Here is a 22,988-nt window from a genome sequence, read left to right as displayed (position 1 = left end):
CGCTAGCGCATCCGGCGCGTGCTCCTCCTCATGAGCGGAGCATAGACTTCCCGGGGAAGGAAGCGCTTCAGCCGCCAGATGTACCGGGTTTCCCGGTGCGGGAGCACGAAGAAGCTGTGCTTTTTCACCGCCGTGAAGATGTCCTCGGCGACATCCTCCGAGGTGATTTTGGCGCGGGCGAAGAACTTGCCCACCGTCGCCTGGAACCGGGGATGCGTCACGCGCATGGACTCCACCAGGTTCGTCTTGAAGAAGGCCGGGCAGACGACGCTGACGGAGATGCCGTGGGAGTGCAGCTCGTTCTGGAGCGTCTCCGACAGCGAGACGACGGCGGCCTTGGTGGCGTTGTAGCTGCTCATCATGGGCGCATCGAGCAGCCCGGCGATCGAGGCCACGTTGACGAAGTGGCCCCCGCCCTGCCGCTTGAACAGCGGCGTGAACACCTTGCAGCCGCGCACCACGCCCAGGAGGTTGATGTCGATGATCCACTGCCAGTCATCGAGCGGCACGTCCTCGATGGCCCCCGCCTGGGCGACGCCCGCGTTGTTCACCACCACGTCCACGCCGCCCCAGTCCGCCTCCAGCCGCTCCGCCACGGCGCGCAGGTCCTCCTCGCGCCGGACATCGCAGCGCAGGGACAGGGCCTGGGCGCCCAGCGCCTCCAGCTCCGCCAGGACCTCCGCCCCGCGCCCCTCATGGATGTCCCCGATGCACACCTTCCAGCCCGCGCGGGCGAAGCGCAGCGCGAGCGAGCGCCCCAGCCCACTGGCGCCTCCGGTGATGAAGATCCGCTGTCCGCTCATGGTCAGGATCCCTTGGAAAAACCGCGCTTGGAGAGCTCGATGCGGGCGATGACGCCCTTGTGGACCTCGTCCGGTCCATCGGCGATGCGCAGGCTGCGCGCCTGGGCGAAGAAGCCCGCCAGCGGGGTGTCCCGCGACACGCCCGCCCCGCCGTGAATCTGGATGGCGTCATCCACCACCTTCTGGAGCACGTTGGGCGCCACCACCTTGATGGCGGAGATTTCGCTCATCGCCCCCAGCGCGCCCACCGCGTCCAGCTTCCAGGCCGCATAGAGCGTCAGCAGGCGTGCCTGGTCGATGGCCACGCGCGCCTCGGCGACGCGCTCGCGGTTGCCGCCCAGGTTGAGCAGCGGCTTGCCAAAGGCGGTGCGGCTCATGCCCCGGTCGATCATCAGCTCCAGCGCCCGCTCCGCCGCGCCGATGCAGCGCATGCAGTGGTGGATGCGGCCCGGGCCCAGCCGGCCCTGGGCAATCTCGAAGCCCTTGCCCGGCCCCGCGATGATGGCGGAGAGGGGCAGGCGCACGTTCTCGAAGTGGACCTCGCCGTGGCCGTGGGGCGCGTCGTAGTCGCCGTAGACCGGCAGCATGCGCTGGATGGTGACGCCCGGCGCGTCCAGGGGCACGAGCACCATGGAGTGCTGGTGGTGGCGGCCCGCCGAGGCCTCCGGCGTCCGGCCCATGAAGATGGCGACCTTCGCCCGCGGGTTGCCCAGGCCGCTGGACCACCACTTCTTGCCGGTGAGCACCACCTCGTCCCCCTCGACGAGGGCGGTGGCGCCCATGTTGGTGGCGTCCGAGGAGGCCACGTCGGGCTCCGTCATGCAGAACACCGAGCGGATGTCCCCGGCCAGCAGCGGCGTGAGCCAGCGCTGCTTCTGCTCTTCAGAGCCGTACTTCCAGAGCACCTCCATGTTGCCGGTGTCCGGGGCGTTGCAGTTGAAGACCTCGGGCGCCAGGAAGCTGCGGCCCGTCTCCTCCGCGATGGGCGCATACTCCAGGGTGCTCAGGCCCGCGCCGAGCTTCGCGTCCGGCAGGAACAGGTTCCACAGCCCTTCGGCCCGGGCGCGCGCCTTCAGTTCCTCCATCAGCGCGGGCACCTTCCACCGCCGCCAGTCCCCGCCCGTCTGGGCCGCGTGGACCTCTTCCCAGTAGCGGCTCTCCACCGGGAGGATGTGCTCGTTCATGAACCGCTTCACGCGATCCAGATAGTCCTTGGCCTTGGCGCTGGGTTCGAAATCCATGGGTCATCCTGCGCACCGGCAGGTGGATGAATCCAGTGAATCTTGGTCATGTGTTTCCATGAACAGGGCTCAGGATTCGTCCCGGTGAGCCAGGCCCTGGCCCGCCTGCGGGATGAGGCGGCGTGCCGGATCATCTCCGGCGCCGGGCTGCTCTCCCTGGCGGCCGAGTAGGCCTTACAGCGGGAACGCGTCCAGGACCAGGCGCATGGGCGGCGCCTTCCGGGGAAAGGCCCCGGGCCGGACCGGGCACTCTTGGAGTGGCGCTTCCACGGGAGCGGCAGGCGATTCCAGGAGGGGAAAGGACATCTTGCTGTAGGGCAAGGGCATCAGCACCCGGGCCTCCGGAAGCTTGTGACGCTCCACGCGCGCCAGGAACTCCGGGACGTTCGCCAGGCGCACCACCTGGGCTTCCCTGTCCCTGTCATCACAAGATTGCTCGCCGAAGAAGTCCTCCCAGTGTCCCAACACGATGGCCCGGGGCTTGGCCCGCTCCAGGAACGGCCCCGGGTAGGACGCCACCGTGTTGGAAGCGCCCACACAGGTGATGGCCAGGTCCACGAAGGGATGCTCCTTCCGCACGTCCTCGGGGATGTCTCCGTAGCCCTCGCGGCTGGCCGCGTCCTGGTAGTGAATGCGGAAATCCACGCTTCCATCCGGGCGCAGGAAGTCCACGAGGTAGGCGTAGGTCTGGCCCTCCTTCCAGTCGAAGGCCCTGCGCGGCAGCTCCTTGCGGTCGGTCAGGTAGTGGCCGCCCATGAGCTTGTAGTTCCCCACGTGAGGGGAGTGCTCGGACTCGATCGCCAGGACGCGGACCGTGCGCCTCGCGTTGTAGATCCACCGCCCCGCGCGTCCGTCTCTCCCAGCGGCGCACTCGTCCACCACGAGCGTGCGGCGGGAGAGGTCCGCGCCCGCGAGGATGTGGCGCGTCGTCCGGGAGCCCAGGGTGATCGCCCGGGGCGCGTGGTGCTTCATGACCGCGGGGACATCCAGCAGGTGGTCGTAATGCGCATGCCCCACCAGGATGAACTCCACATCCTCCAGCTTCGCCCCCGCCTTCTGCTCCAGGCAGCGCTGGACGAGCGCCTCATCGCTCTGGATTTCCGCCGCGGGGTGGAGCTTCGAGAAGCCAGGGGTGGTGAACGAGGGCGCGAAGAGCAGGGCGTCTTCTCCCCGCCGGACCAGGTAGCCCCCTACGCCGAGGTACTGCACTTCCACCGCCCCTCCCAGGGCGGTCAGGGTCTCGTCCGGGGAGTGGATGTTCAACCCCGTGGTCGGTGAGGGGCAGCCACTCAAGAAGAGGCCCAGCCCACATGCCCCTCCCATGAGCCACCGGTGAACGATCCGCATTCCACGCCTCCTGGGATGCAGATCTGAGCCCCCGGCCACGCCACCTGTCAACCGGCTGTGGCCATCGGGCGGAGTGCAAAACCTTGAGTGCGATGCCAGGACAGGAGCCTACCAGTCAGGACGGCATGCGAACGGCCTGTCCGGTTCGGGTTGTGTGCACCGGTAGCCCTCTGCGCATGCGCCAGGGGCCTGCGGATGGCATTCCGGCAGACACAGCCAGACGTCGCAAACCTTGCCAGTGCTACACGCAGGGAATCCCTCACCACACCGCTCGATGCATTCCATCCACACCGTCCCAGGGTGTGGCGGCTTCGTGAGCACCCAGCAGTCGCGGCCCTCAGGGCAAGCAGATTGCTGGCAATTGGGACCATATGCGCGTGCGCACACCGAGGCGCCCTCGTTGAACTGGACGCAATGCTGGCCTTTGGGGCAACCCTGCTTTTCGCAGGTAGGCAAGCACGCGGGGCGAAGTCCGGTGTCCGCACAGAGAAAGCCATCGGGGCACGTTGCCGCTTGACTCTCCTGATGGCACGGCCGGGCGCACCAGTGGTCATCACGGCCGATGCACTCCAGCCCGGCCGCGCAGGCATCTCCTTTGTCTTTGGGTGCTGGCTCGCAGTTTTCTCCTTCCTGCCGGACGCCCATGGGAATGCAGATGCGCACCCACGGCCCATGCTCCTTCGTCGCGAGAGGACGGCAAACGTGCTCTTCGGGGCACTGCTCATCCGTCATGCACTGGCTGTCGGTGCAGTACGCTTGCTTGTACCGCGACTCGTACAGGCAACCCAGCGGCGGCTCACACTCGGCACCTGACGCGCACTCGTGCCGGTAGGCCGTCAACCGCATGCGCTGTTCGTGACTCAGCATGGGGCTGATGTGCTCTTTCACGGATGCATCGACGGGCACACCCGGCCGGAGTACTCCCCAGAGCAGCAACACGAATGGCAGCGGCAACACCATGCCCGCGCAGCCCTTCACCACCGTGCGCCAGTTCAATTGAGGCAATCCCTGCACTCCGGCGTGTGTTGCTTTCCCTTGCCGCAGACCTCCTCGATTCTCGCTTTCGAGCAGCGCTTGATGGCGAGGTCCACCGTGTCCTTGTGAATTGCTTTGGAGACACGTCCGTCCTTGCCGAACTCAGAAGGACAGCCCGTCATTGCCATGACCGAAAGCACGGCCACTCCTGACCGGAAACACCGCATGCGTCCCCTCCCATCCGCAGCGATTCAACCTACCAGCACGGCCTACCCAGCGTCCATGCCACGGTCTTCTACTCCAACGCGCGGACTTCCTCGGGCGTCAGCTTCACCGCTGCCGCCGCCGTATTCTCCTCCAGGTGCTTCACGGAGGAGGTGCCAGAAATGGGCAGCATCACCGGTGAGCGGTGCAGCAGCCACGCGAGCGCGAGCTGTCCTGGCGTGACGTGGTGCCGCTTCGCCGCTTGGAGGAGCGGGCTGCCTTCCGTGGCCAGGGCGCTCGCGGAGAGCGGAGACCAGGGCAGGAAGCCGATGCCCTCCTTCTCGCACTCCTCCAGCACGTCCTCGCTGCGCCGGTTCGTCAGGTTGTAGCGGTTCTGCACCGAGACGATGGGGACGATCTTCCGCGCTTGCCGGAGCTGCTCCACCGAGACGTTCGAGAGCGCCACGTGGCGGATCTTCCCCTGCTCGCGCAGCCGCGCCAGGGCGCCCACCGACTCCTCGAACGGCACCTGCGGATCCACCGTGTGCAACTGGTACACGTCGATGCGTTCCACGCGCAGCCGCCGCAGGCTCCCCTCCAGCGCCTTCGTGAGGTGCTCCGGATGGCAGTTGGCGTGCCAGGCGCCCGGCCCGCTCCGGGTCAGCCCTCCCTTGGTGGCGATGAGCAGTCCCTTCGCGTACGGGTGGAGCGTTTCGCCGATGATGCGCTCGGACACCTCGGGCCCGTAGGAGTCCGCCGTGTCGATGAGCTGGATGCCCAGTTCCACCGCGCGGCGGAGCACCCGCCGGGACTCCTCCAGGTCCCGGGGCTCGCCCCAGATGCCCTGGCCGGTGATGCGCATGGCCCCGAAGCCCATGCGGTGGATGACCGTGTCACCGAGACGGAAGGTTCCGGCGGCGGCGGCGGGAAGTGAAGCGGTGGCGGACATGGCGAACCTCCCCAGAGTGGGAGCACACCGTAATACGGCAAGCCCGCCTTGCCTCCTCTACACCCGCTTGGGAGACGGGCTTCTGTGCTGAATCCGTAAACTTCGGGGGTTCTGGGCCAGCCAGAACCCGCGAGCCGGTGGGACGGACTACGGGGCGATGTAGGAGGCGATGCCTTGGATCTGATCGACGTACCAGCCGCCACGCAGCTTGAGCGACGTCACCACGTGGGCGGTGGGGGCGAGTTCACTGAAGCCGATCCCCCCGCTGCCACCCACCGCTGCGATGGTGTGCTGCACCGCGTTCGAAGTGCGCCAACTGCTGATGCCGGCGCAGTAGACACCGAGCCGGTCCACATAACCGGTAGCGTTGCCGTGGAATCCCACCACGGCTTGATCCTCCGGGCACTTGTTCCAGAAGTAAGCACCGCCCGAACCACCGAAGCCCGTGGTGTTGTACGGGGCTCCCAGGGTCCCATCCGGGTTCAGGTACGCGCAGATGAGCGCCAACCGGTCGACGTACCAGTCGGTGTTGCCAGCGATCCCGACGGCGACATGCCCCGGTGCGCAGCCAATGGAGCCCTCGCTTCCGCCCCAGCCACCGTGCGTGTTGAGGGTGACCGTGCTGTTCGTCACGGAGAGCTTGGACCGCCCGGTCTCCAGCTCCGCTCCCTCGGGAGCCTCCTGGTTGCCCGAAGCCACCTCGGTGTTCCTGGAGGCGGCCCCCTGAGGCAGCTCTCCCTCGGGACCACAGGCAGACAGGAGGGCAGCGCAAGCAACGGACAGGGTCAACAGAGACGTCGTCTTGTTCATGGCGGTTTCCTTCATGGGGTGTACCCGTTCACCAAGGGCCACCTCGTGTGGCCCCTGATAGAACCAAGGTGCCACCCAGACCGTCTCGACACCGTGAAGCGCTTCACGCCTCCTGGGTGAAGCGGGTTACAGCGCAACCGATGCCTCGATCACGAGGCGTGGGATGGGCTTCGCGAACAGGCTCGTGAAGTGAACGGGAGCCGCTCAGGCCTGGAAGTACCGCTTCTCGTTCAGCTTCACGAGGTACGCTTCGATTTCCTTCGTTAGTTCCCCATCGAAGCCCAGGACCGTGCCCAGGCCGTCGCTTGCCTTGCTGCGGCGCAGCTTCATGACGAACTGGACGATCTCCTCCAGATCATCCCCCGTGAGATGGGGATACTCCCGCGCGAGATAGACCGCCACCATCGTCCGGTCGTCGCTCGAGAGGTTCACCTGACCCCGGTAGATGTAGCTGGGCATGAGCCCTCTCATGGCGGCGATGGCCGCGCGCACCCCGCCCAGTTGCGTGGACACCAGCACCGACGTGACCGCCGTGGTGGCCGGCCGCTGCGGCGTGGCAAGCCCTCCGATCTTGCGGAAGGGATTGGGCGCTGGCACGCTCCCGCCCTTGGGAGGTTTCATCGCCTCCGGGACCTTGTCCGGGTTGACCTGATGCTCAAGCAGGTCCACCACGTCGACCTCGGTGTCGGTCTCCTTCTTCTTCTTCTTCAGATACCGGAGCGCGCTCAGCATGTTCTTCGCTTCGGCGATCGAGGCGTTGTCCCCCGGCTGGAACTGCTCGAGGTAGTTATGCTCGATGGGTGTTTTCAGTCCCTTGTACGTGGCCGCGAGTGAGCTGGCCGCCGCGCCGATGATTTGCAGCCCCCGGTTGTACCGCGTTCCCTTCGTCTGCAAGCCCAGCGCGGTCTGGTAGGGCTGTCCGAAGATCTGGTTGACGTCGTAAATCGGCTCCAGCTCCTTCACGGTGATGCCGCCTTGCTTGAGGACATCACCAATGGCCCCCGGAGCCATCGCGTTCTGGCCCAGCGCAATCACGTAGGCGCTGGCCCGCACGGTCACCGGAGTGTCCTTCCCCACCGGCGTGAAGGTGACGGTGATGAACTCCCCGTCGGCCCGGACCTCCGGCCGGGTCCGCCCGACCTTGACGTACCAGAGGGGGCCCTCTGGATCGTCTTTATGTTGGTTCCAGACGCCATGGATGGGCAGGCGGTTGCCCTCCAGCCAGACCGGTGGCTCCGAGCCCGTGAGCCAGATGACCCGGAAGCCGTACTGCCAGGCGCGTTGCACCGCGTCGATGCCGGCGTTGGGTCCGTGGACGATGACGAGTTGGTCCCGCGCGGGTTCTTGGTGTGTCACCGCCTGATGCATCGCCGCGTTGCGCGGGTAGAGCACCATGAAGTCATCCAGGTGAAGCACTTTTCCCCGGAGCGCCGCCTGCGCCTTGGCGACCTCCGTGGGAATCACCGCTTTGGAGATGACCGGCCCGCGCTCGCTTCCGAAATCGAAGTGGGGCCCCGCCCCCGTCCCCAGGATGACCTTCACCGCCAGAATGGGCAGGCCGCCCTTCGTTTCCAGCTCGAAAATCTCTCCGCGCTTCCGCACGGCGGTCACTTCACGCTTCACCACGGACGCCCCTCCCTTCTTGGCCCGCGTGAACGCCTCCTGGTTCATCCGCACGAACTCGGCCCGCTCCATGTAATCGGTGCTGAACGTGGGGGTGCTCGAGCCCCAGTGCGCGATCTGCTGGGATTCGTGGTTGATGAACCCGTCGCCCCGCACGGTGCGGTCCCAGGCATCCACGGCGCCACACAAGACCGTGTCCGCGTGCTTGAACTCTTCCGGCATCGCGCTGAGGTAGTACGCGATGCTGCTGCCATGGCCCACCAGGGCCAACCGGTACACCTTGACCGTCTTCGACACGAAGTACCGGTCCCCGGAGAGCTCGTCCGTCCAAGCCACCTGGTGGCTGGCGATCTGGCGATTCCAGACATCCAATGCCCGCTGCTCGACCGTCGTCGTCACAGGGCGGGTGCCTGGACGGTGCCACCGCCAGACATCGCTGGCGTCCTGATAACCGTAATCACGCAGCAGGTAATGGTCAGCCATCCCAGCATTGTATCGCCTGCGCATCCGGCATGCGAACGCGAGGCCCGGGCCTTGGCGAGGAGGGGCCCTTGCGCAGTGGCTCGAGCCCCTCTCGCCCGTCTCACCGGCAAACTCCCGGCGAGCCGTTCCTACTGCCGCGTCAGCTCGACATCATCGAACGCCGCCCAGTTGCCCGCGGCCGCGTTCGAGTGCATGCCAATCGTCACCGTGCCCGTCGTCACGGGGATGTTGCTGAGGGTCAGTTGCGTCCAGGTGCTGGGCGACGCCGTGCCCTTGAGGTCCGTGCTGTACAGGGTGCCCCCGCCGTGGTTGCTCGCCTCCAGGCGCAGGTTCGTCTGTCCGCCACCCGAGCGCACCCACACGCTGGCCCGGTACGTGCCATTGGGCACGCTGACCGCCTGGTGCGTCGTCTGCTGGTAGGCCGTGCCCGCGTAGTGCGTCAGCTTGAAGCTGCTCGCGCGAGGCGTGTCGGAGTCCACCTGGTGCGCGGCGGCGGCCTGCGTCGTGGGGTGCCAGTCCGACCAGCCGCTCAGCGTTCCCGCCTCGAAGCCCGGGTTGGTGAGCAGGTTGCCCGTGGGAGGCTGCGAGGTGCCCCCGCCGAACTGCAGCCAGTTCAGGTTGGTGCTGCCCCGGAACACCACGTAGAGGTCCTTCACCCCCGAGGCCCCCGTGAGGGACGCGGTGTTCGTCACCCACGTCTGCCAGCCGCCCGTGACGTTGGCGGCCACGGTGCCGAGCAACGGGCCCGTGGGGCTGTCAGTCCGCAGTTCCAGCGTCGCATTCGAGCCGCCGTTCGCCACGCGGGCGCTCACGGAGGTGACGTTCGTCAGGTCCACGTTCTCGAACCGCAGGAAGCTGCCCGAGGACGTGAACCCGATGGCCTGGCCCCCGCCCGCGTCGGTGGTGCTCTCCAGCCGGACGCCGCGCCCCTCGTGGTACGACGAGGCCAGGAGCCGGTCCCCGGAGCGGATCGCCGTGTCACCCGCCTGGGTGCCCGTCCACTTGAACGTGGCGATGGACGTGGCCGGCAGCGTGTAGGTGAACGAGGCGTTGCCCCACTTCACCGCGAACGGCGTGCTCGCGCCGTTCTGGTTGTAGACGATGAGCGACTTGGAGCCGTCCGGGTTCTTGAACGCGACGTTGAACAGCCCCTTCGTGAAGCCCGAGGACGCAATGCGCTTGGCCCCCGGGACGACGAACTTGCTGATGTGGCCCATCGCGTAATACGTGGACGTGTACGAGGCCTGGCCCGTGGCCTGATTGATGGTCACCAGCCCCGAGCACGTCGTGCACCCGCCGTTGGTGGGACCCCGGTTCGTGTCGAGCGCGATGTTCCAGTCCGTGTACGTCTTCGCCCAGTTGCGGAAGATGTTGATCTCGTTGGTGATGTTCGCCTCAAAGAGGTTGGTGTGCCACGTCCCGCTGGAGCCCTCCGTGAAGTAGACGTCCTTCTCGGGGTACTGGTAGTGGATGTCGCTCATCGTCTCGACGTTGCCGCCGTAGAAGTGCCAGGCGGAGCCCGCGAGGTAGCCGTACGTGGACGCGTCCGCGTAGAGCGTCTGGACGTAGCCCGGCTGATCCCAGTTGTGGTCATAGCCGAGCACCTTCGTCTTGAGGCCCTGGTTGGCCAGCGTCGGCCCCAGGTTGTACTTGATGAAGTTGTTCGCCTCGGCGGCCGTCATGTACATCGTCGGGTAGCCCGAGGTCTGGTGCAGCGGCTCGTTCTGGATGGTCAGCGCGTAGATGGGGATGCCCGCCGCCTCGTAGCCCTTCACCGTCTTGGCGAAGTACAGGGCGAACTGGCCGTAGGCGCTGGTGTTCAGCGTCCCGCCGTTCATCGAGTCATTGGCCTTCATCCACCCCGGCGCGCTCCACGGCGAGAGCATCACCTTGAGGTTCGGATTCAGGCTCAGGGCCTGTTTCACCAGCGGGATGATGTATTGCTGATCATGGGCCAGGGTGAACCGGGACAGGTTCGTGTCATCCCGCTGCCCGGCCGGCATGTCGTCATACGAGTAGTTGCCGCGAGACGAGAAGTCGGAGGCCCCCATGGGCTGGCGCAGCCAGGAGACGCCGATGCCGTTGACCGGATCAAACAGCTTGGCCATCACCGCGGCCTGGTTGGCCGCGCTCAGCTTGTTCTTGATGAGCCAGGCGGAGGAGTCGGTCAGCGACGCGCCGATGCCATCCAGCGTCTGGTAGGTGGTCTTCTCGTCCACGTAGAGGGTGGTCTGCCCAGCGCTGGCATCCGCGCCGAAGACCACGTTGCCCTGCGGTTGCAGCGCCTGGGACAGGTCCTTCCGGGTGAGCCACACCTGGGCCGTCTCGCCGGCGGCGAACGCGGGGGCGCTGACGGCCAGGCCCATGAGGATGGGAAAGCCTCGCTTCATTGGGGGAACTCCTTCGAGATGAGGATGGTCCCCGGCTCGTATCAAGAAACCCCCTAAGTCCGTAATACTTGATTATTAAGAATACGCATTTCTGACACGCGCGGGGCTGGCGCGAAGCGTCAGAAAGACACGCACGCGGGGAGTCCACCCGCAGCACGGATTCCTGGGAGAACTGCTGCGTGCTCCACCGCGCTCAGTCCCCCTTCGGCGTGAGCCCCAGTTCCTGGCGGTGGCGCTCGAAGCACCGGGCTCCCGCCATCAGGCGCATAACGGCCGGAGCACCTCCTTGTTCCACACCCCTGAGTGCTTCAGGTCCCAACCCAGGGCGCCCCCTGCATCAAGGGGCACCGAATGTCTCTTCCCAGAGGAGCTGCCCGCCTGGAGACACCCCAAAGACCCACAGGTCCGTCTTGCCGGGTCCCTTGGAGAACGCCGAGCCCACGACCACGAGGCTCTCGTCCGTCAGGCGGGCAATGCCCGTGCCTGCGCCGTCTTCCGCACTTCCATAAGTTTGTTGCCAGAGCAAGCGCCCATCCGCCGCAAAGCGCCAGACCTTGGCCTCCCGGGTCTCCAGCGGTTCCTTCCAGGAGAAGCCCGCCACGGCGATGCCTCCATCGGGCAAGACGGCGATGGCACAGCCCGCCTCGACCCGAGGCCCCTCCGGGGCATGTTCCCAGAGTGGCTCTCCTTGTGAATCCATGCGGACCACCCAGAGGCTCTCGTCTTCGGAATCCGGGCGGCTCAGGCGGCCAGCAGCGGCAAGTCCTCCATCCGGCAGCAGGGCCAGCGCAGCCAGCTCTCCTTGGCCCTCTGCAGGCAGCCGCTTCTCCCAGCTGGCCCAACCATCGGACTCCAGCACGACCAGCCGTGAAATTCCCAAGCCGGTGGTTGAAGTCTCCGCTGTTCCCAGGACGGCGACACGCTGAGCTGGAAGTGAGACCAGGGCAGTGATGTGCTCAAGCTGTGGGAGCCTCACGTCCCACAACCGTTCTCCCCGTGAACTCATCCGGACCACCCAGCCCCCTCCGTCCTGGTCTCCTCCGGCGACAATGGAACCATCCTCAAGCACCGACACGGCGTTGAACCCATTCACGCCCTCATGGCCCGGTGTCCGCTCCCAGAGGACATTCCCTTCGGGGGAGAGCGCCAGCAGCCAGCCGCGAAATCGATTCTCCCCGACTTCCTCCTCCCCGGCGATGATGAGTCCGCCTCCCGTCATAGAGGCGATGGCACGGCCCAGGGTTCCAGCCCCCTGCGGTCCTCCATACGTCCGCTCCCAGAGCGAAGGCGGAGCGTGACCGAACTGAAGCACCCAGGCCTGATTGACTCCGGGTTGCCTCGAATTGGTATGGCCGGCCACGGCGAAACCACTCCCCGTCGCGACAACCCCTTCGGCCCATTCATGTCCCGTGCTGTTGTCCTGCTCGGCTTTTCGAGCCCAATCCATGTCCTCGCGCCCGCTCCGCAGCAACAGGAAAGCGCCTTTCAGGTACAGTAGGACAAGGGGCGCCCCTAGAAGAAGCAGCACGAAGGCAGTCCATCCTGCCCACGCTCCAAATCTCCTGCGGGGTTTGACTTCAGGCGTCATCCGGTTCAATGAAAGAAGCGCTTTTCGCCGTTGAGCCACCGTGTCCGGAGCGGCTCCGGCAAGCCCAAATCCCGGACCGCCTCGGCCATGCTCCTGTCGTCACAGACGAGCGTGAAGATGCGCTGCCATTCCGGGGTATGAAGCCGGTCCTTCTGTATCTGGCCAAAGGGGCGAATGATGGGGGCAATGTCCTGGTATTTCATGTCTATCCATGGACCGTTGTTCTCCCCACCGATAAATCTGCTCAGAAAACGCATCTGCGCTTCGAGGTTGCTATGCCATGTGGCCAGCACCGACAGCATGGTACGGCGAGGAATGATGCGGCAGCGCAGGGAATACCGCCCTCCCTCGGGCCTCTGATCCCGAAGCAATTCGGCTTGTTCGAAGGGGGTGAGCTTCCGTAAAAGAGCCTCTACTTCTTTTGTGAGCCACGCTGCGCCCAAAGCGCCCCCATCGAGCGCGGCATCAAGGCGGTGGAGGTTGGGACGGATGCGCACCTGAGCGAGTTCCGTGCCATTCAAGTACCCGACCGAGGCCATGGGGCGTTTGTCGGCCGCAGGATTGTAGCCTGTTCCCCCAGGAGTGAAACGGTTGCCCAAAAGCATTCCATAGTGCCAACGCTCGCCGATGGACGTCATGGCGGAGCCTGCAAAGGCAGGAACGCGTCCCCCTCGGACATAGGGAGGGTCGTCTTCCACGACGGCACTGGATGATACGGACGCGATCGCTCCGGGCAGCCCCTGCAAGCGGGCAATCCGGTTAAGTTGGACGCGCGTCTCCTGAGCGACTCCCTGGTAAAGCGGCTGAATCAGCGTCTGCTCCTCGGCAAGGGTGAGCATATCCCACTGAAGGGCGGATTTGCCCTTGAGGGTATTCATCAAGAGCTTCCGGAGTTTAGGAAAGACGTTGTCGAAGATGACCTGATTGCCCTCACGCATCATCCCCTGAAGGTCGTTGCTGACGGTATCCGCCATGCGGCCCAAGTCCTCAATGCCTGGGTTCATGATGGCGACCTCATACGCTCCCGTTGCAACGATGGAGGCAGCAAGAGCCCATCGCGTTGTGAAACCCTTATCGACCGTGTATTTGTAAAACCACCGATAGAAATCCCGGCGCTCGATAATACGGGTATACCGGCCGAAATTATTGGCCTTCAAGTTATAAAGGCAGGCGGCCTGCCAGCGTTGGGTACAACGTTCACGGTCACTCTCCGTCCAGTACCCTGCAGAGATTGGAGAGCCGTCAGGCAGTTCCCCCTGTCCAGCGGTCCCCTCTGGATCCAGCGTCAGCGTGTTTGATGTGAGGCGATTCTGCGATGGGAAGCTGTGCGGCTGGGCCGCCTTGAGCAACGTCACGATGTGCGTCGAACCCGAAGGGCAAACCGGCGTCTCATTTTGAAACTGGCTTTTGCAACTGCGGCACTCGAACGTGGTCATCCTTCACTCCTCCCCCTGGCGCCGGAACATACAAGCTTCGATGGACATCAACCAGGGACAGGTGCTGAGCCCTCTTCTTACTCTGTGAGAATATGGTGGCCATGCAGCCTGCATGCCCCAGAACGCAGGACACGCAGCTTCCGCAGTTAGAAGGACACGCACGCGGAGGAGTCAATGCGCAACACGGACTCCTGGGAGAACTGCTGCTTGTACTCCTTGCGGATGGTGTCGATGTCCCGGGAGCTGGCCGCGCCGCCGTCGTGCAGCAGGATGATGACCTTGCTGTTCTCCCGGACCAGCGTGCCGTCCTCCATGAGGTATTGGCCGTTGGCGTCGAACATCGTCAGCCCATCCTGGAAGCGCGGGGTGATGGAGGTGTCCACGAACCCCTGCCACTCCGCCTCGCTCACGGGCGCCGCGTTCACCCGGTCCCTGCCGAAGAACAGCTCCGTGAGTTGCATCGCCGAGCCCACGTCGCACGCCGCCGCCTCGTCTCCACACGCGAACAGGGACAGGCCCAGCACCAGCAGGACTCCCAGGGAGCGCTTCGAGAGGGCGTAGACGGGACGGGGCACAGGACGCATGGAGGAGAGCACCTTCGGCAAAGAGGACGACCACCGCATGCCAGCCTACCGGCCAGGCAAGCTCAGAAAACAGGCGTGCGGTACCCTCTCCTCGCGGGTGCCCCCCGCGCTCAGTCCCCCTTCGGCGTGAGCCCCAGCTCCTGGCGGTAGCGCTCGAAGCAGCGGGCCCCTGCCTGAAGGCGCATCAGCGCGCCCTCGGCGATGGGGCGCGCCACGCGCGGGTCCGCCGCCACCAGCGGCCGGAGCACCTCCTTGTTCCACGCCTCCGAGTGCTTCACGTCCAGCGTGGAGTGCAGCGCGTAGTAGCGCCGCACCGGCATGCCGAACCCGAGCCGCTGGAGCCCCTCGTTCACGCACAGCGCGCGGCCCGGGGCCGTCAGCTCCACCGCCCCGAGCGCACCCACCGAGTGGTACGTGTAGCGGCGGTTCGCCGCGAAGGCCACCAGCAGGTTCGCCAGCGCGTGCGCCTCCCACACCGTGTCCTCGTCCGTGGGGTGCAGGTCCAACGCCTGGGCGAGCCCCTCCAGCATCGGCCCGTGCATCGCGTCCTCGCGGCCCCGCCCCATCTCGTCCCAGTAGTTGCGCGCCAGCTCCAGCTTCGCCCGCGTGGGCAGCTTCACCTGCGTCATCGCCACGAGATCATCGAAGCCCGCCTCGCCCGCCACCTCCTGCGTGAGGAACCAGCGGAACGCTTCCAGCGGCGCCTCCTGGGCGAGCCACGCGAAGAGCGGATCCCCCTGCCCCGGCCCCGTCTGTTTCAAGTCCTCGAACCAGGCCACGAACGCATCCGGATCCTCCGGCGCTTCCGCGGCCCACCCGGCGATGGCCTCGCGCTCGGCCTCCACGAAGGCCCCTTCCAGGCACCGCAAGCGGGCCTCCCGCATGACATCCGCTTCCCAGTCCTCATGCGGAAAGGACGGGCTCAACCGGCCCCGGTTGAAGCGCAACAGGAGCCGGTGGAGCAGGCCAGAGTCCAGCTCCCTTGCCTGCCCTTCGAGGCGGGTGCCAGCTCCTGCCTTGACCTCCCACCCAGCCTCTCGCTGCTCCCACATGGTGCACATCCTTCCCAGACAACCCGGGACGGCCTGATGCCGTCCTTGGACAGAGGGAAAATGGTGATGGCCTTCCGGACCCGACAACCTGTGCCCCCCACATTCCTGGTCAGCGAGCTTTGCTGTGAAGAGACGCGTTGCGGCCTGCGCACCTCTGATTGCGCCTATCAGGTGGCGTGGACCATCAACCCGCACATGAAGGTCGGCGCCGTCAACTGGCGCCGCGCCCACGCCCAGCACCGGCTCTTCCGCCGCGCCCTGCGCGCCGCGGGGGCCCAGTTGCTGGAGCTGCCCTTCGTGCACGGGGCCTATGACTGCGTCTTCGCCAAGGACAACGCCCTGCTCCTGGAGAAGCACGGCCAGAAGCGTGCCCTGCTGGCCTCCCCCGTCTTCCACCAGCGCCAGCAGGAGCAACAGGCCCGGGCGCGCGTGCTGGACCGGCTCGGCTTCGACATCTTCAGCCCCCCGCCCGTGGCCTTCGAGGGGGGAGATCTCGCGATGCTGCCCGGCGGCCGGGGCGCGCTCCTGGGCTATGGCCAGCGCTCCTCCCGGCGCGCGGCGGTGATGCTGGAGATCTTCCTCGATGCGCCGGTGACGCCGCTGGAGCTGAAGGATCCACACCTCTACCACCTGGACACCGCGCTGCACGTGCTGTCGGACGGCACCGCGCTGGTGTGCCCCGATGCCTTCACGCCCGCGGCGCTGCGCACCCTGGAGCGCACCGAGGGCATCCGCCAGGTGCTGAGCGTTCCGCGCGAGGAGGCGCTCGGCTTCGGCCTCAACCTGGTGGAGGTGGGCGCCACGGTGTTCGTGGGCGCGCGCACCGCCTGGGTGCAGACGCTGCTGCGCGCCCAGGGCCGCTGTCCGGTGGAGCTGCCCCTGGACCAGTTCCACCTCGCCGGGGGAAGCGCGGCGTGCCTCGTCTCCCAGCTCCACCCGGCCGGTCCGGCGGTGAGCGACGCACGGCCGCGGCCCGCCTCGCGGATGCGCCCGGATCCCTCGCCGGACTCCGGTCAGGGTCCGTCCGGGTTTCTCCAGTAGCCGGGCCCGGGAGTGTTGAGTGGACACCCCGGGCTTTGTCCCTGGGGGCAATGTCCCTCCAGGCCCCGCCCTGGCACCCTTCGTTCTGCTCGGGCGCTGGAGTTTTCTCTCCTTTTCTCCAGCTCCTGGCGCTGCGTGGGTGTGTCACAGGGTGGTCCGGGACAGGGTTGACCCCTGCCCCGGGCGCCCATTTGGCGTCCGGGCGCTCAGCCCACCACGACGCGGCGCACGCCTCGCGCCTCCAGCAGCGCGGGCAGCCGCTCCCGGTGGTCACCTTGCAGCACGAGGACGTCCTCCTCCACCGCGCCCCCGCAGCCCAGCGAACCCTTGAGCGCCTTGAGCCACGCCTCGCGCTCCGCGGGGGGCAGGCCCAGCTGCTCCACCACCGTCACTTCCTTGCCACCGCGCCCCTTGCGCTCCATGCGCACCACGGCCTTCGCGGGCCCCTTGCGGGCCTCGGGCTTCGGCGGGGCCGCCTGGGGCGCCGGGCCCGAAGGCAGCGCCTCGCGCTGGCCCGCGAGCGCCGCGAACGGGTTGTGGAACGGCGCGGCGGGGGCGGCGGGCTCGGGCTTGCGGTCTTTCTTGCCCATCAGTGCGCGTGGGCCTGCGGCGGGTTGGGGGGCGGCAGCACGTTCCACGCGGGCGCGCTCGTGTCACCGCCGGCCATCACCAGCGCGTAGAGGAAGGGCACGCTGGGCGGCACCTCGCGGCCGTTGACGACCATGAGCGGCGTGCCGTGGATGTCGTGCTGCTTCGCGTAGGAGACGTCCTCGCGGAGCCGGGCCACCGTCTCGGGGCTGTTCACGCACGCCTCGAGCTGCGAGCGCGGCACCGTGCCGGAGGAGGCGATCTCCATCACCTTCGGGCCGGTGAGCGCCGCCTGGTTGGCGAAGAGCTTCTCGCGCAGCGACCAGTAGTCCGAGGCCCCCTCCAGGCAGATCTGCGCCTTGGCGGCGAGGCACCGCGTGCCCGAGCCATCGCTGTACTGCGGCGGGATGGCTGGGTTGCACGCCCCGTCCAGCGGGTACTGCCGCGCCTCCAGGGAGAACTTCCCCTCGGGCACGCGCCGCTTCAGGTCCGCCACGGACTCCACCAGGATCTTGCAGTGCGGGCACTTGCTGTCGGTCCACTCCACCACCTTCACCGGCGCGTCCGCGGGGCCGAAGCGGCGGCGCGCGGGGGCCAGGGCCGGCTGCGGCGTGTCCCGGCGGTACTGCGCCAGGGCATCGGACACCATCTGCTGCTCCCGCCCGGAGAGCCCCTTGAGGTACTGCTCCACCGAGCCGGGCTCGGCGCTCACCTGGGGCAGCGCCGTCTCGCCCGAGGAGGCCTTCGGGGTGGCGCTGCCTGGAATGAGCAGCGCGAGGAAGCCCGCCACGGTGAAGCCCACCGTCCACGTCAGGGTGCGGCCCCACTCGCCGCCTTGCGGCACCACGGGGCCCGGCAGGCCGCGCCAGGCCACCGCCGCGAAGGCCATCACCAGCGCATAGGTGCCCAGGCACGTGGGGCACAGCACGCCCGTGCCCGCGCTCACGCCGGCGAAGAGCGCCGTGGCCGCCACGCCCGCCAGCGCCGTCAGCCGCAGGCCGTTGACGGCGGGGCGCACGCTGTGGCCCCCGCCGCGCCAGGCCAGGTACAGGCCCGCGAGCGCCGTGGCGACGATGCCCCACAGCAGGCCGAGGCCCGCCACGGGAATGCCCGTCAGCGCGTGCACCTGGCTGGCGAAGGGCGAGTTCCACACGGTCTCACAGTTGACGTGCTCGGAGACGCCACACACGGTGGCGCCGCCCCCACGCAGCGTGAGCAGCTGGGACCACTGGAAGAGGGAGAGCGCGCTCTCGGCGATGCCCAGGCCCAGGAGCACCTGGGCGCCACGGGCGGGGACGGGAGAGGGCGAGGAGGCCTTCTGGCTCATGCATGCTCCGGAGGGGGGGTCATCAGAACGAGGAGACGGGCGTTGTCCGGCCCGTCGTTGGCCACGCCGTGCTCCACGCCCGCGGGGGCGAACACGGTGGCACCCGCGCCATGGGTCTCCTCCTCGGTGCCGAGCCGGAAGCGGCAGCGGCCTTCGAGGACGAGGTACACCTTGTCGGACAGGGCGTGCTGGTGGGGCTTCTGCGCCTGCCCGGGCGCGACGCAGTACACGTCCAGGAAGAAGCGCCCGGACTGGAAGACGTTGTGCTTCTGGAGCTTCTCCGCGGAGAAGGCTTGGAAGGCGGACAGGTGCTTCACATCCATCGTGGCATTCGCTCCTGGGCGTCTATATAGCGACGGACATGGAACCGCTGTCTCTGCATTTTCTTCACGAGCAAGCAGGCGCCCACTTCTCGAATCTTGGCGGCCGGGAAGCGGTGGCCGATTATGGAGACTCGGAGGCCGAGTATCGAGCGGCACGAGAGGCCGTGGCCCTCCACGACGCCTCCTACCGCGAGACGCTCCGGATAACGGGGGAAGACCGCGCGAGCTTCCTGCACGGCATGGTGACCCAGGAGGTGAAGGGGCTCGCCGTGGGCGCTGTGGCCTATGCGGCCCTCATCACCGCCAAGGGGGCCATGGTGGCCGATGCCCGCCTGCTCAAGCGGGAGGCCGACCTGCTGATGGACCTGGAGCCCGGCACGGGCGCCAAGGTCCGGGAGTTCCTGGACAAATACCTCATCTCCGAGGATGCCGAGCTGCACGAGGCCACCGGGGAGCTGGCGCTCCTGCGGCTGCTGGGCCCCCGGACGCCCGAGGTGCTGGCCGCGGCCCTGGGAGCCCCCTTCGAGCCGCTCGGGGCCTCGCAGAGCCGGAGGGTGACGCTGGCCGGGGCGCCGGTGGGGGTGCTGAGCCCTCCGGCCTTCGAGCCGCACGGGGTGGACCTGTGGGTGCCCCGCGAGGCGCTGGAGCGCGTCTGGGGTGCACTCGTGGCGGCGGGCGGGCCGCACGGGCTGAAGCCCCTGGGCTTCGGGGCGCTGGAGCTGCTGCGGGTGGAGGCGGGGGTGCCGCGCTACGGGCAGGACATGGTGGACACCACCATTCCCCTGGAGGCGAACCTCACGAGCGCCATCTCGTACAACAAGGGCTGCTACATCGGGCAGGAGGTGATTGCCCGCGCCACCTTCCGCGGCCACATGAACCGCAAGCTCACCGGCCTGCTGCTCGGCGAGGCCGAGGCCGTGCCCGGCACGGAGCTGCGCAAGGGCGAGAAGAAGGTGGGCTGGCTCACCAGCGTGGTGCACTCCCCGGCCCAGGGCCAGCGCGTCGCGCTGGGCTACGTCCACCGGGACCACCTGGATCCGGGCACGGAGCTGACGCTCGCCGAGGGCCCCACCGTGAAGGTGGCTCCCCTGCCCTTCCGGACGTAGGGAAGGCAACCGCCTTTACCCACAGAGGCCTTCATCCTGGAGCCCCCCCGCATCATTATATGCGGGGCAAGGGGTTGAGCCTCAGGCCGCCACCCCGGCGGGGGAGACGCGGGGCACCAGGGCGAGCGCGGCCTGAACCACCTCCGGCCCCGCGCCCGGCTTGTGGATGTTCTCGCTCAGGTGCCGGCGCCAGGCCCGGGCCCCCGGCAGCCCCTGGAAGAGCCCGAGCATATGCCGGGTGATGGCGTTGAGCGGCGCGCCCTGGCTCCGCCGCGCTTCCATGTAGGGCAGCATGCCTTCCACCACCTCGTGGCGGTCCCGGGGCGCCTCCGTGCCGCCGAAGAGCCGCTGGTCGGCCTCGGCCAGGAGGTACGGGTTCTCGTACGCGGCCCGGCCAATCATCACCCCGTCCACGTGCCGCAGGTGCCCGGCCGCGGCCTCCAGCGTCTTGATGCCGCCGTTGATGCTGATGTCGAGCGCGGGGAGCTCCTGCTTGAGCCGGTACACCAGCTCGTAGCGCAGCGGCGGAACGTCCCGGTTCTCCTTGGGGCTCAGGCCCTGCAGCCACGCCTTGCGCGCGTGCACGATGAAGCGCGAGCAGCCCTGCGCGGAGACGAGCCGCACGAAGCGCTCCAGCGTGGGCCACTCCTCCATGTCGTCAATCGCGATGCGCGACTTGACCGTCACGGGGATGCGCACCGCCTCGCGCATGGCGCCCACCAGCCGGGCCACCAGCTCGGGCTCGGCCATGAGGCACGCGCCGAAGCGGCCCGACTGCACCCGGTCGCTCGGGCAGCCGACGTTGAGGTTGATTTCGTCATAGCCCCACGCCTCGCCGATGCGCGCCGCCTCGGCCAGGGCCGCGGGCTCGGAGCCTCCGAGCTGGAGGGCCACGGGGTGCTCGGCCACGTCGAACCCCAGGAGCCGGTCCCGGTCCCCATGGATGACAGCGCCCGTGGTGAGCATCTCCGTGTAGAGCAGGGTGCGCCGGCTGAGCTGGCGGTGGAAGAACCGGCAGTGCCGGTCCGTCCAGTCCATCATCGGCGCCACACACAGGGGCATGGGATAGGACAGCATCACCCCTGTGCATCTACCCTGCTTTCCCCGCGCCGCCCACCCCTTCCGGGTGGCCGCGTGCCGGGACGGACCCCAGGCTAGCGGGCGGAAGCCGCCAGCTGGGGGCGGAGCACGTCCTGGGCGAAGTGCGCCAGCGTCGTCGGGGTGGTGGTCTCCGCCGTGCGGGGCTCGGCCGCGTCCATGCGCCCCTCGGGGATGGCGCTGTACATCTCCAGGTAGAGCTCCACCAGGAAGGACGGCATGCCCGCCCCGAGCATCGCCTGCCGGGCCTGCTCCAGCGTCACTTCGGTGTACTGCACCGGCTTGCCCAGCTCCCGCGAGAGGATGTCCGCCACCTCGCGGTGCGACAGGTCCGCGGGGCCGTGCACGCCCAGGTAGCGGTGGCCCGTCCACGCCGTGTCCAGGAACACCTCGGCCGCCTTCGCGGCGATGTCCGCGGTGGCCACCATGGGCACGCGCCGGTCCGCAGGGAACGGCTGGAAGATGGCGCCCGCCTGGGCGATGGAGTCCACGCTGCGCAGCAGGTTCTCCATGAAGAAGCCCGGGCGCAGCACGGTGACGTGGGGGCCGGCGGCCAGGAACGCCGCCTCCACCTCCTTCATCACCCCCACGGGGCCGGTGCCACGGCCCGTCTGGGCGCCCACGCTGGACAGGACGACGACGCGCTTCACGCCGTGGGCCTTCGCGGCCTGGGCCGCGGCCCGCGCGGCCTGAACCGCCCAGGCGTGGTAGTCCGGCCGCGTGGCGGGGGGCGTGAGCCAGAACAGCGCCTCCGCGCCGGCCAGGGCGCGCTCCAGCACCGCCGGCTCGTCGATGGAGCCCTCGATGACGCGCGCGCCCCGCTTCGCCAGCTCCGCCACCTTGTCCGGGCTGCGGCTGATGACGGTGAGGGCCTTGCCGGCCGCCAGCAGCTTCTCCGCGAGGCCGCGGCCGATGGAACCATTGGGGGTGTTGATGACGATGCTCATGGCGTTCTCCGTGGGGTTGCGAGGCAGCAACGGGACTCAAGATGCGCTCCCGCCGGAGATGAAGCCACTGCATGCTATTCATAAGCCCATGAGCCGCATTCATGTTCCCGCCTCCTCCGCCCCCGTGGACCTGTCCCGCGTCAACCTGAACCTCCTGGTGGCCCTGGATGCGCTGCTGACCGAGGCGAGCGTGACGAAGGCAGCGGCCCGGCTGGGGCTCACCCAGTCGGCGCTGAGCCATGCGCTGCGGCAGCTCCGGGAGGTGTTCGGCGATGCGCTGCTCATCCGGGGCCGGGGCGGCATGGTGCTCACCCCGCGCGCGCAGCAGCTCGCCGTGCCCATCCGCCGGGGGTTGCTGGAGCTGCAGCGGGCCCTGCACGACGAGCCCCTCTTCGAGCCCTCCACCGCCGTGCACCGCTTCACCCTGGCCACCAGCGACTACTTCGCCTCCATCCTCCTGCCTCCGCTGCTGGCACTGCTGCGCGAGGAGGCGCCGAAGGTGGACCTGGACCTGCGCCTCATCGACGAGCGCCGGACGCCCGAGCTGCTGGAGAGCGGCGCGGTGGACCTCATCATCCAGGCCTTCCCCGCCCCGGCGCCCGCCCTGCGCCAGCAGAAGCTGTTCCAGGAGGAGTTCGCCTGCCTCGTCCGCAAGGACCACCCGGAGGTGAACCGCCGGCTGGAGCTGGCGCAATACCTGCGTCTGCCCCACGTGCTCATCAGCCCCCGGGGCGAGGGCGAGGGCATCGTGGACCAGGCGCTCGCGAAGCAGGGGCTCTCGCGGCGCATCGCTCTGCGCCTGCCCTTCTTCCTCACCGCGCCGCTGGTCATCACCCGCTCGGACCTGGTGCTGACGGCCCCCCGCCGCATGGTGGAGGGCTTCGCCCAGGCCTGGCCCCTCCAGGTGCTCAAGCCGCCCCTGCCCCTGCCCACCTTCAACACCGTGCAGCTCTGGCACGAGCGCTACGAGGACGACCCGGCGCACCGCTGGCTGCGCGATGCCCTCATGCGGGCCACCGCCCCGCTGCGGTGAGCCGGAAACGGATGTTCATGTCCCGAATTCCGGGACAGAT

General features: G+C 67.9%; 21 protein-coding genes. 4 read left to right on the top strand and 17 right to left on the bottom strand.

Annotated elements, in window-relative coordinates; genetic code table 11:
• Window positions 1–2 precede the first annotated feature (2 nt).
• On the bottom strand, window positions 3–803 hold the full coding sequence (locus KY661_RS32220) for an SDR family oxidoreductase (protein WP_225413852.1): 801 nt from the start codon (window positions 801–803) through the stop codon (window positions 3–5).
• A 2-nt stretch (window positions 804–805) separates the two neighbouring features.
• A complete protein-coding gene (locus tag KY661_RS32215; protein WP_225413851.1) occupies window positions 806–2,044 on the bottom strand; it encodes an acyl-CoA dehydrogenase family protein in 1,239 nt (412 codons plus the stop codon).
• A 48-nt stretch (window positions 2,045–2,092) separates the two neighbouring features.
• Here KY661_RS32215 and KY661_RS37425 point away from each other — a divergent pair, with 48 nt between their 5' ends.
• The gene (locus tag KY661_RS37425) at window positions 2,093–2,215 is read left to right on the top strand and encodes a hypothetical protein (RefSeq protein WP_263437541.1); all 123 of its coding nucleotides are present in this window, start codon (window positions 2,093–2,095) and stop codon (window positions 2,213–2,215) included.
• Between the two features lie 3 nt (window positions 2,216–2,218).
• Here the strand turns inward: KY661_RS37425 and KY661_RS32210 are convergent, their stop codons facing one another.
• The 10 genes from KY661_RS32210 to KY661_RS32165 all read right to left on the bottom strand — a co-directional run bounded on the left by KY661_RS32210 (window position 2,219) and on the right by KY661_RS32165 (window position 15,485).
• Window positions 2,219–3,391, bottom strand: a complete 1,173-nt coding sequence (locus KY661_RS32210; RefSeq protein ID WP_225413850.1) for an MBL fold metallo-hydrolase — start codon at window positions 3,389–3,391, stop codon at window positions 2,219–2,221.
• Window positions 3,392–4,383: 992 nt separating this feature from the next.
• Complete coding sequence (locus KY661_RS32205; protein ID WP_225413849.1) at window positions 4,384–4,566, bottom strand: hypothetical protein; 183 nt, start codon at window positions 4,564–4,566, stop codon at window positions 4,384–4,386.
• Between the two features lie 95 nt (window positions 4,567–4,661).
• Window positions 4,662–5,519 (bottom strand): aldo/keto reductase, encoded by an 858-nt coding sequence (locus tag KY661_RS32200; protein WP_225413848.1) that lies wholly within the window; start codon window positions 5,517–5,519, stop codon window positions 4,662–4,664.
• A gap of 147 nt (window positions 5,520–5,666) precedes the next feature.
• A complete protein-coding gene (locus KY661_RS32195; protein WP_225413847.1) occupies window positions 5,667–6,329 on the bottom strand; it encodes a jacalin family lectin in 663 nt (220 codons plus the stop codon).
• 204 nt (window positions 6,330–6,533) lie between these two features.
• A complete protein-coding gene (locus KY661_RS32190) occupies window positions 6,534–8,435 on the bottom strand; it encodes a hypothetical protein (protein WP_225413846.1) in 1,902 nt (633 codons plus the stop codon).
• Between the two features lie 128 nt (window positions 8,436–8,563).
• Window positions 8,564–10,825 (bottom strand): carbohydrate-binding protein, encoded by a 2,262-nt coding sequence (locus tag KY661_RS32185; protein WP_225413845.1) that lies wholly within the window; start codon window positions 10,823–10,825, stop codon window positions 8,564–8,566.
• A gap of 337 nt (window positions 10,826–11,162) precedes the next feature.
• Entirely contained in the window at window positions 11,163–12,452 is a 1,290-nt protein-coding gene (locus KY661_RS32180; protein WP_225413844.1) for a PQQ-like beta-propeller repeat protein, read from the bottom strand.
• Window positions 12,419–13,849 carry a hypothetical protein gene (locus KY661_RS32175; protein ID WP_225413843.1) on the bottom strand — a complete coding sequence of 477 codons (1,431 nt, stop codon included), beginning with the start codon at window positions 13,847–13,849 and terminating at the stop codon, window positions 12,419–12,421. The genes KY661_RS32180 and KY661_RS32175 overlap by 34 nt, the downstream gene beginning before the upstream one ends.
• Before the next feature lie 146 nt (window positions 13,850–13,995).
• Window positions 13,996–14,433 carry a DUF3574 domain-containing protein gene (locus KY661_RS32170; RefSeq protein WP_225413842.1) on the bottom strand — a complete coding sequence of 146 codons (438 nt, stop codon included), beginning with the start codon at window positions 14,431–14,433 and terminating at the stop codon, window positions 13,996–13,998.
• A gap of 110 nt (window positions 14,434–14,543) precedes the next feature.
• On the bottom strand, window positions 14,544–15,485 hold the full coding sequence (locus KY661_RS32165; RefSeq protein ID WP_225413841.1) for an iron-containing redox enzyme family protein: 942 nt from the start codon (window positions 15,483–15,485) through the stop codon (window positions 14,544–14,546).
• A gap of 195 nt (window positions 15,486–15,680) precedes the next feature.
• Between KY661_RS32165 and KY661_RS32160 the strand changes: the two genes are divergently transcribed.
• A complete protein-coding gene (locus KY661_RS32160) occupies window positions 15,681–16,526 on the top strand; it encodes a dimethylarginine dimethylaminohydrolase family protein (protein ID WP_225413840.1) in 846 nt (281 codons plus the stop codon).
• A gap of 206 nt (window positions 16,527–16,732) precedes the next feature.
• On the opposite strand, the gene KY661_RS32155 is transcribed toward KY661_RS32160, so the two are convergent.
• The 3 genes from KY661_RS32155 to KY661_RS32145 are packed head-to-tail and all read right to left on the bottom strand — an operon-like array spanning window position 16,733 to window position 18,764.
• Window positions 16,733–17,116, bottom strand: a complete 384-nt coding sequence (locus KY661_RS32155; protein ID WP_075010987.1) for a translation initiation factor — start codon at window positions 17,114–17,116, stop codon at window positions 16,733–16,735.
• Entirely contained in the window at window positions 17,116–18,441 is a 1,326-nt protein-coding gene (locus KY661_RS32150) for a vitamin K epoxide reductase/DsbA family protein (protein ID WP_225413839.1), read from the bottom strand. Before KY661_RS32150 ends, KY661_RS32155 begins: the two co-directional genes overlap by 1 nt.
• Entirely contained in the window at window positions 18,438–18,764 is a 327-nt protein-coding gene (locus KY661_RS32145) for a cupin domain-containing protein (protein WP_225413838.1), read from the bottom strand. The genes KY661_RS32150 and KY661_RS32145 overlap by 4 nt, the downstream gene beginning before the upstream one ends.
• A 38-nt stretch (window positions 18,765–18,802) precedes the next feature.
• Between KY661_RS32145 and ygfZ the strand changes: the two genes are divergently transcribed.
• On the top strand, window positions 18,803–19,870 hold the full coding sequence (gene ygfZ, locus KY661_RS32140; protein ID WP_225413837.1) for a CAF17-like 4Fe-4S cluster assembly/insertion protein YgfZ: 1,068 nt from the start codon (window positions 18,803–18,805) through the stop codon (window positions 19,868–19,870).
• Between the two features lie 81 nt (window positions 19,871–19,951).
• On the opposite strand, the gene dusA is transcribed toward ygfZ, so the two are convergent.
• On the bottom strand, window positions 19,952–20,950 hold the full coding sequence (gene dusA, locus KY661_RS32135; protein ID WP_225413836.1) for a tRNA dihydrouridine(20/20a) synthase DusA: 999 nt from the start codon (window positions 20,948–20,950) through the stop codon (window positions 19,952–19,954).
• A 74-nt stretch (window positions 20,951–21,024) separates the two neighbouring features.
• Window positions 21,025–21,915, bottom strand: a complete 891-nt coding sequence (locus KY661_RS32130) for an NmrA family NAD(P)-binding protein (RefSeq protein ID WP_225413835.1) — start codon at window positions 21,913–21,915, stop codon at window positions 21,025–21,027.
• An 88-nt stretch (window positions 21,916–22,003) separates the two neighbouring features.
• On the opposite strand from KY661_RS32130, the gene KY661_RS32125 reads away from it, so the two are divergent.
• Window positions 22,004–22,948 carry a LysR family transcriptional regulator gene (locus tag KY661_RS32125; RefSeq protein WP_225413834.1) on the top strand — a complete coding sequence of 315 codons (945 nt, stop codon included), beginning with the start codon at window positions 22,004–22,006 and terminating at the stop codon, window positions 22,946–22,948.
• Window positions 22,949–22,988: the final 40 nt, after the last annotated feature.

It is taken from the genome of Allostigmatella hybrida, assembly GCF_020103775.1.
Taxonomy (GTDB): domain Bacteria; phylum Myxococcota; class Myxococcia; order Myxococcales; family Myxococcaceae; genus Hyalangium; species Hyalangium aurantiaca.
Note: the sequence above shows the minus strand (reverse complement) of the source record. Positions and strands in the feature narration are given on the sequence as shown.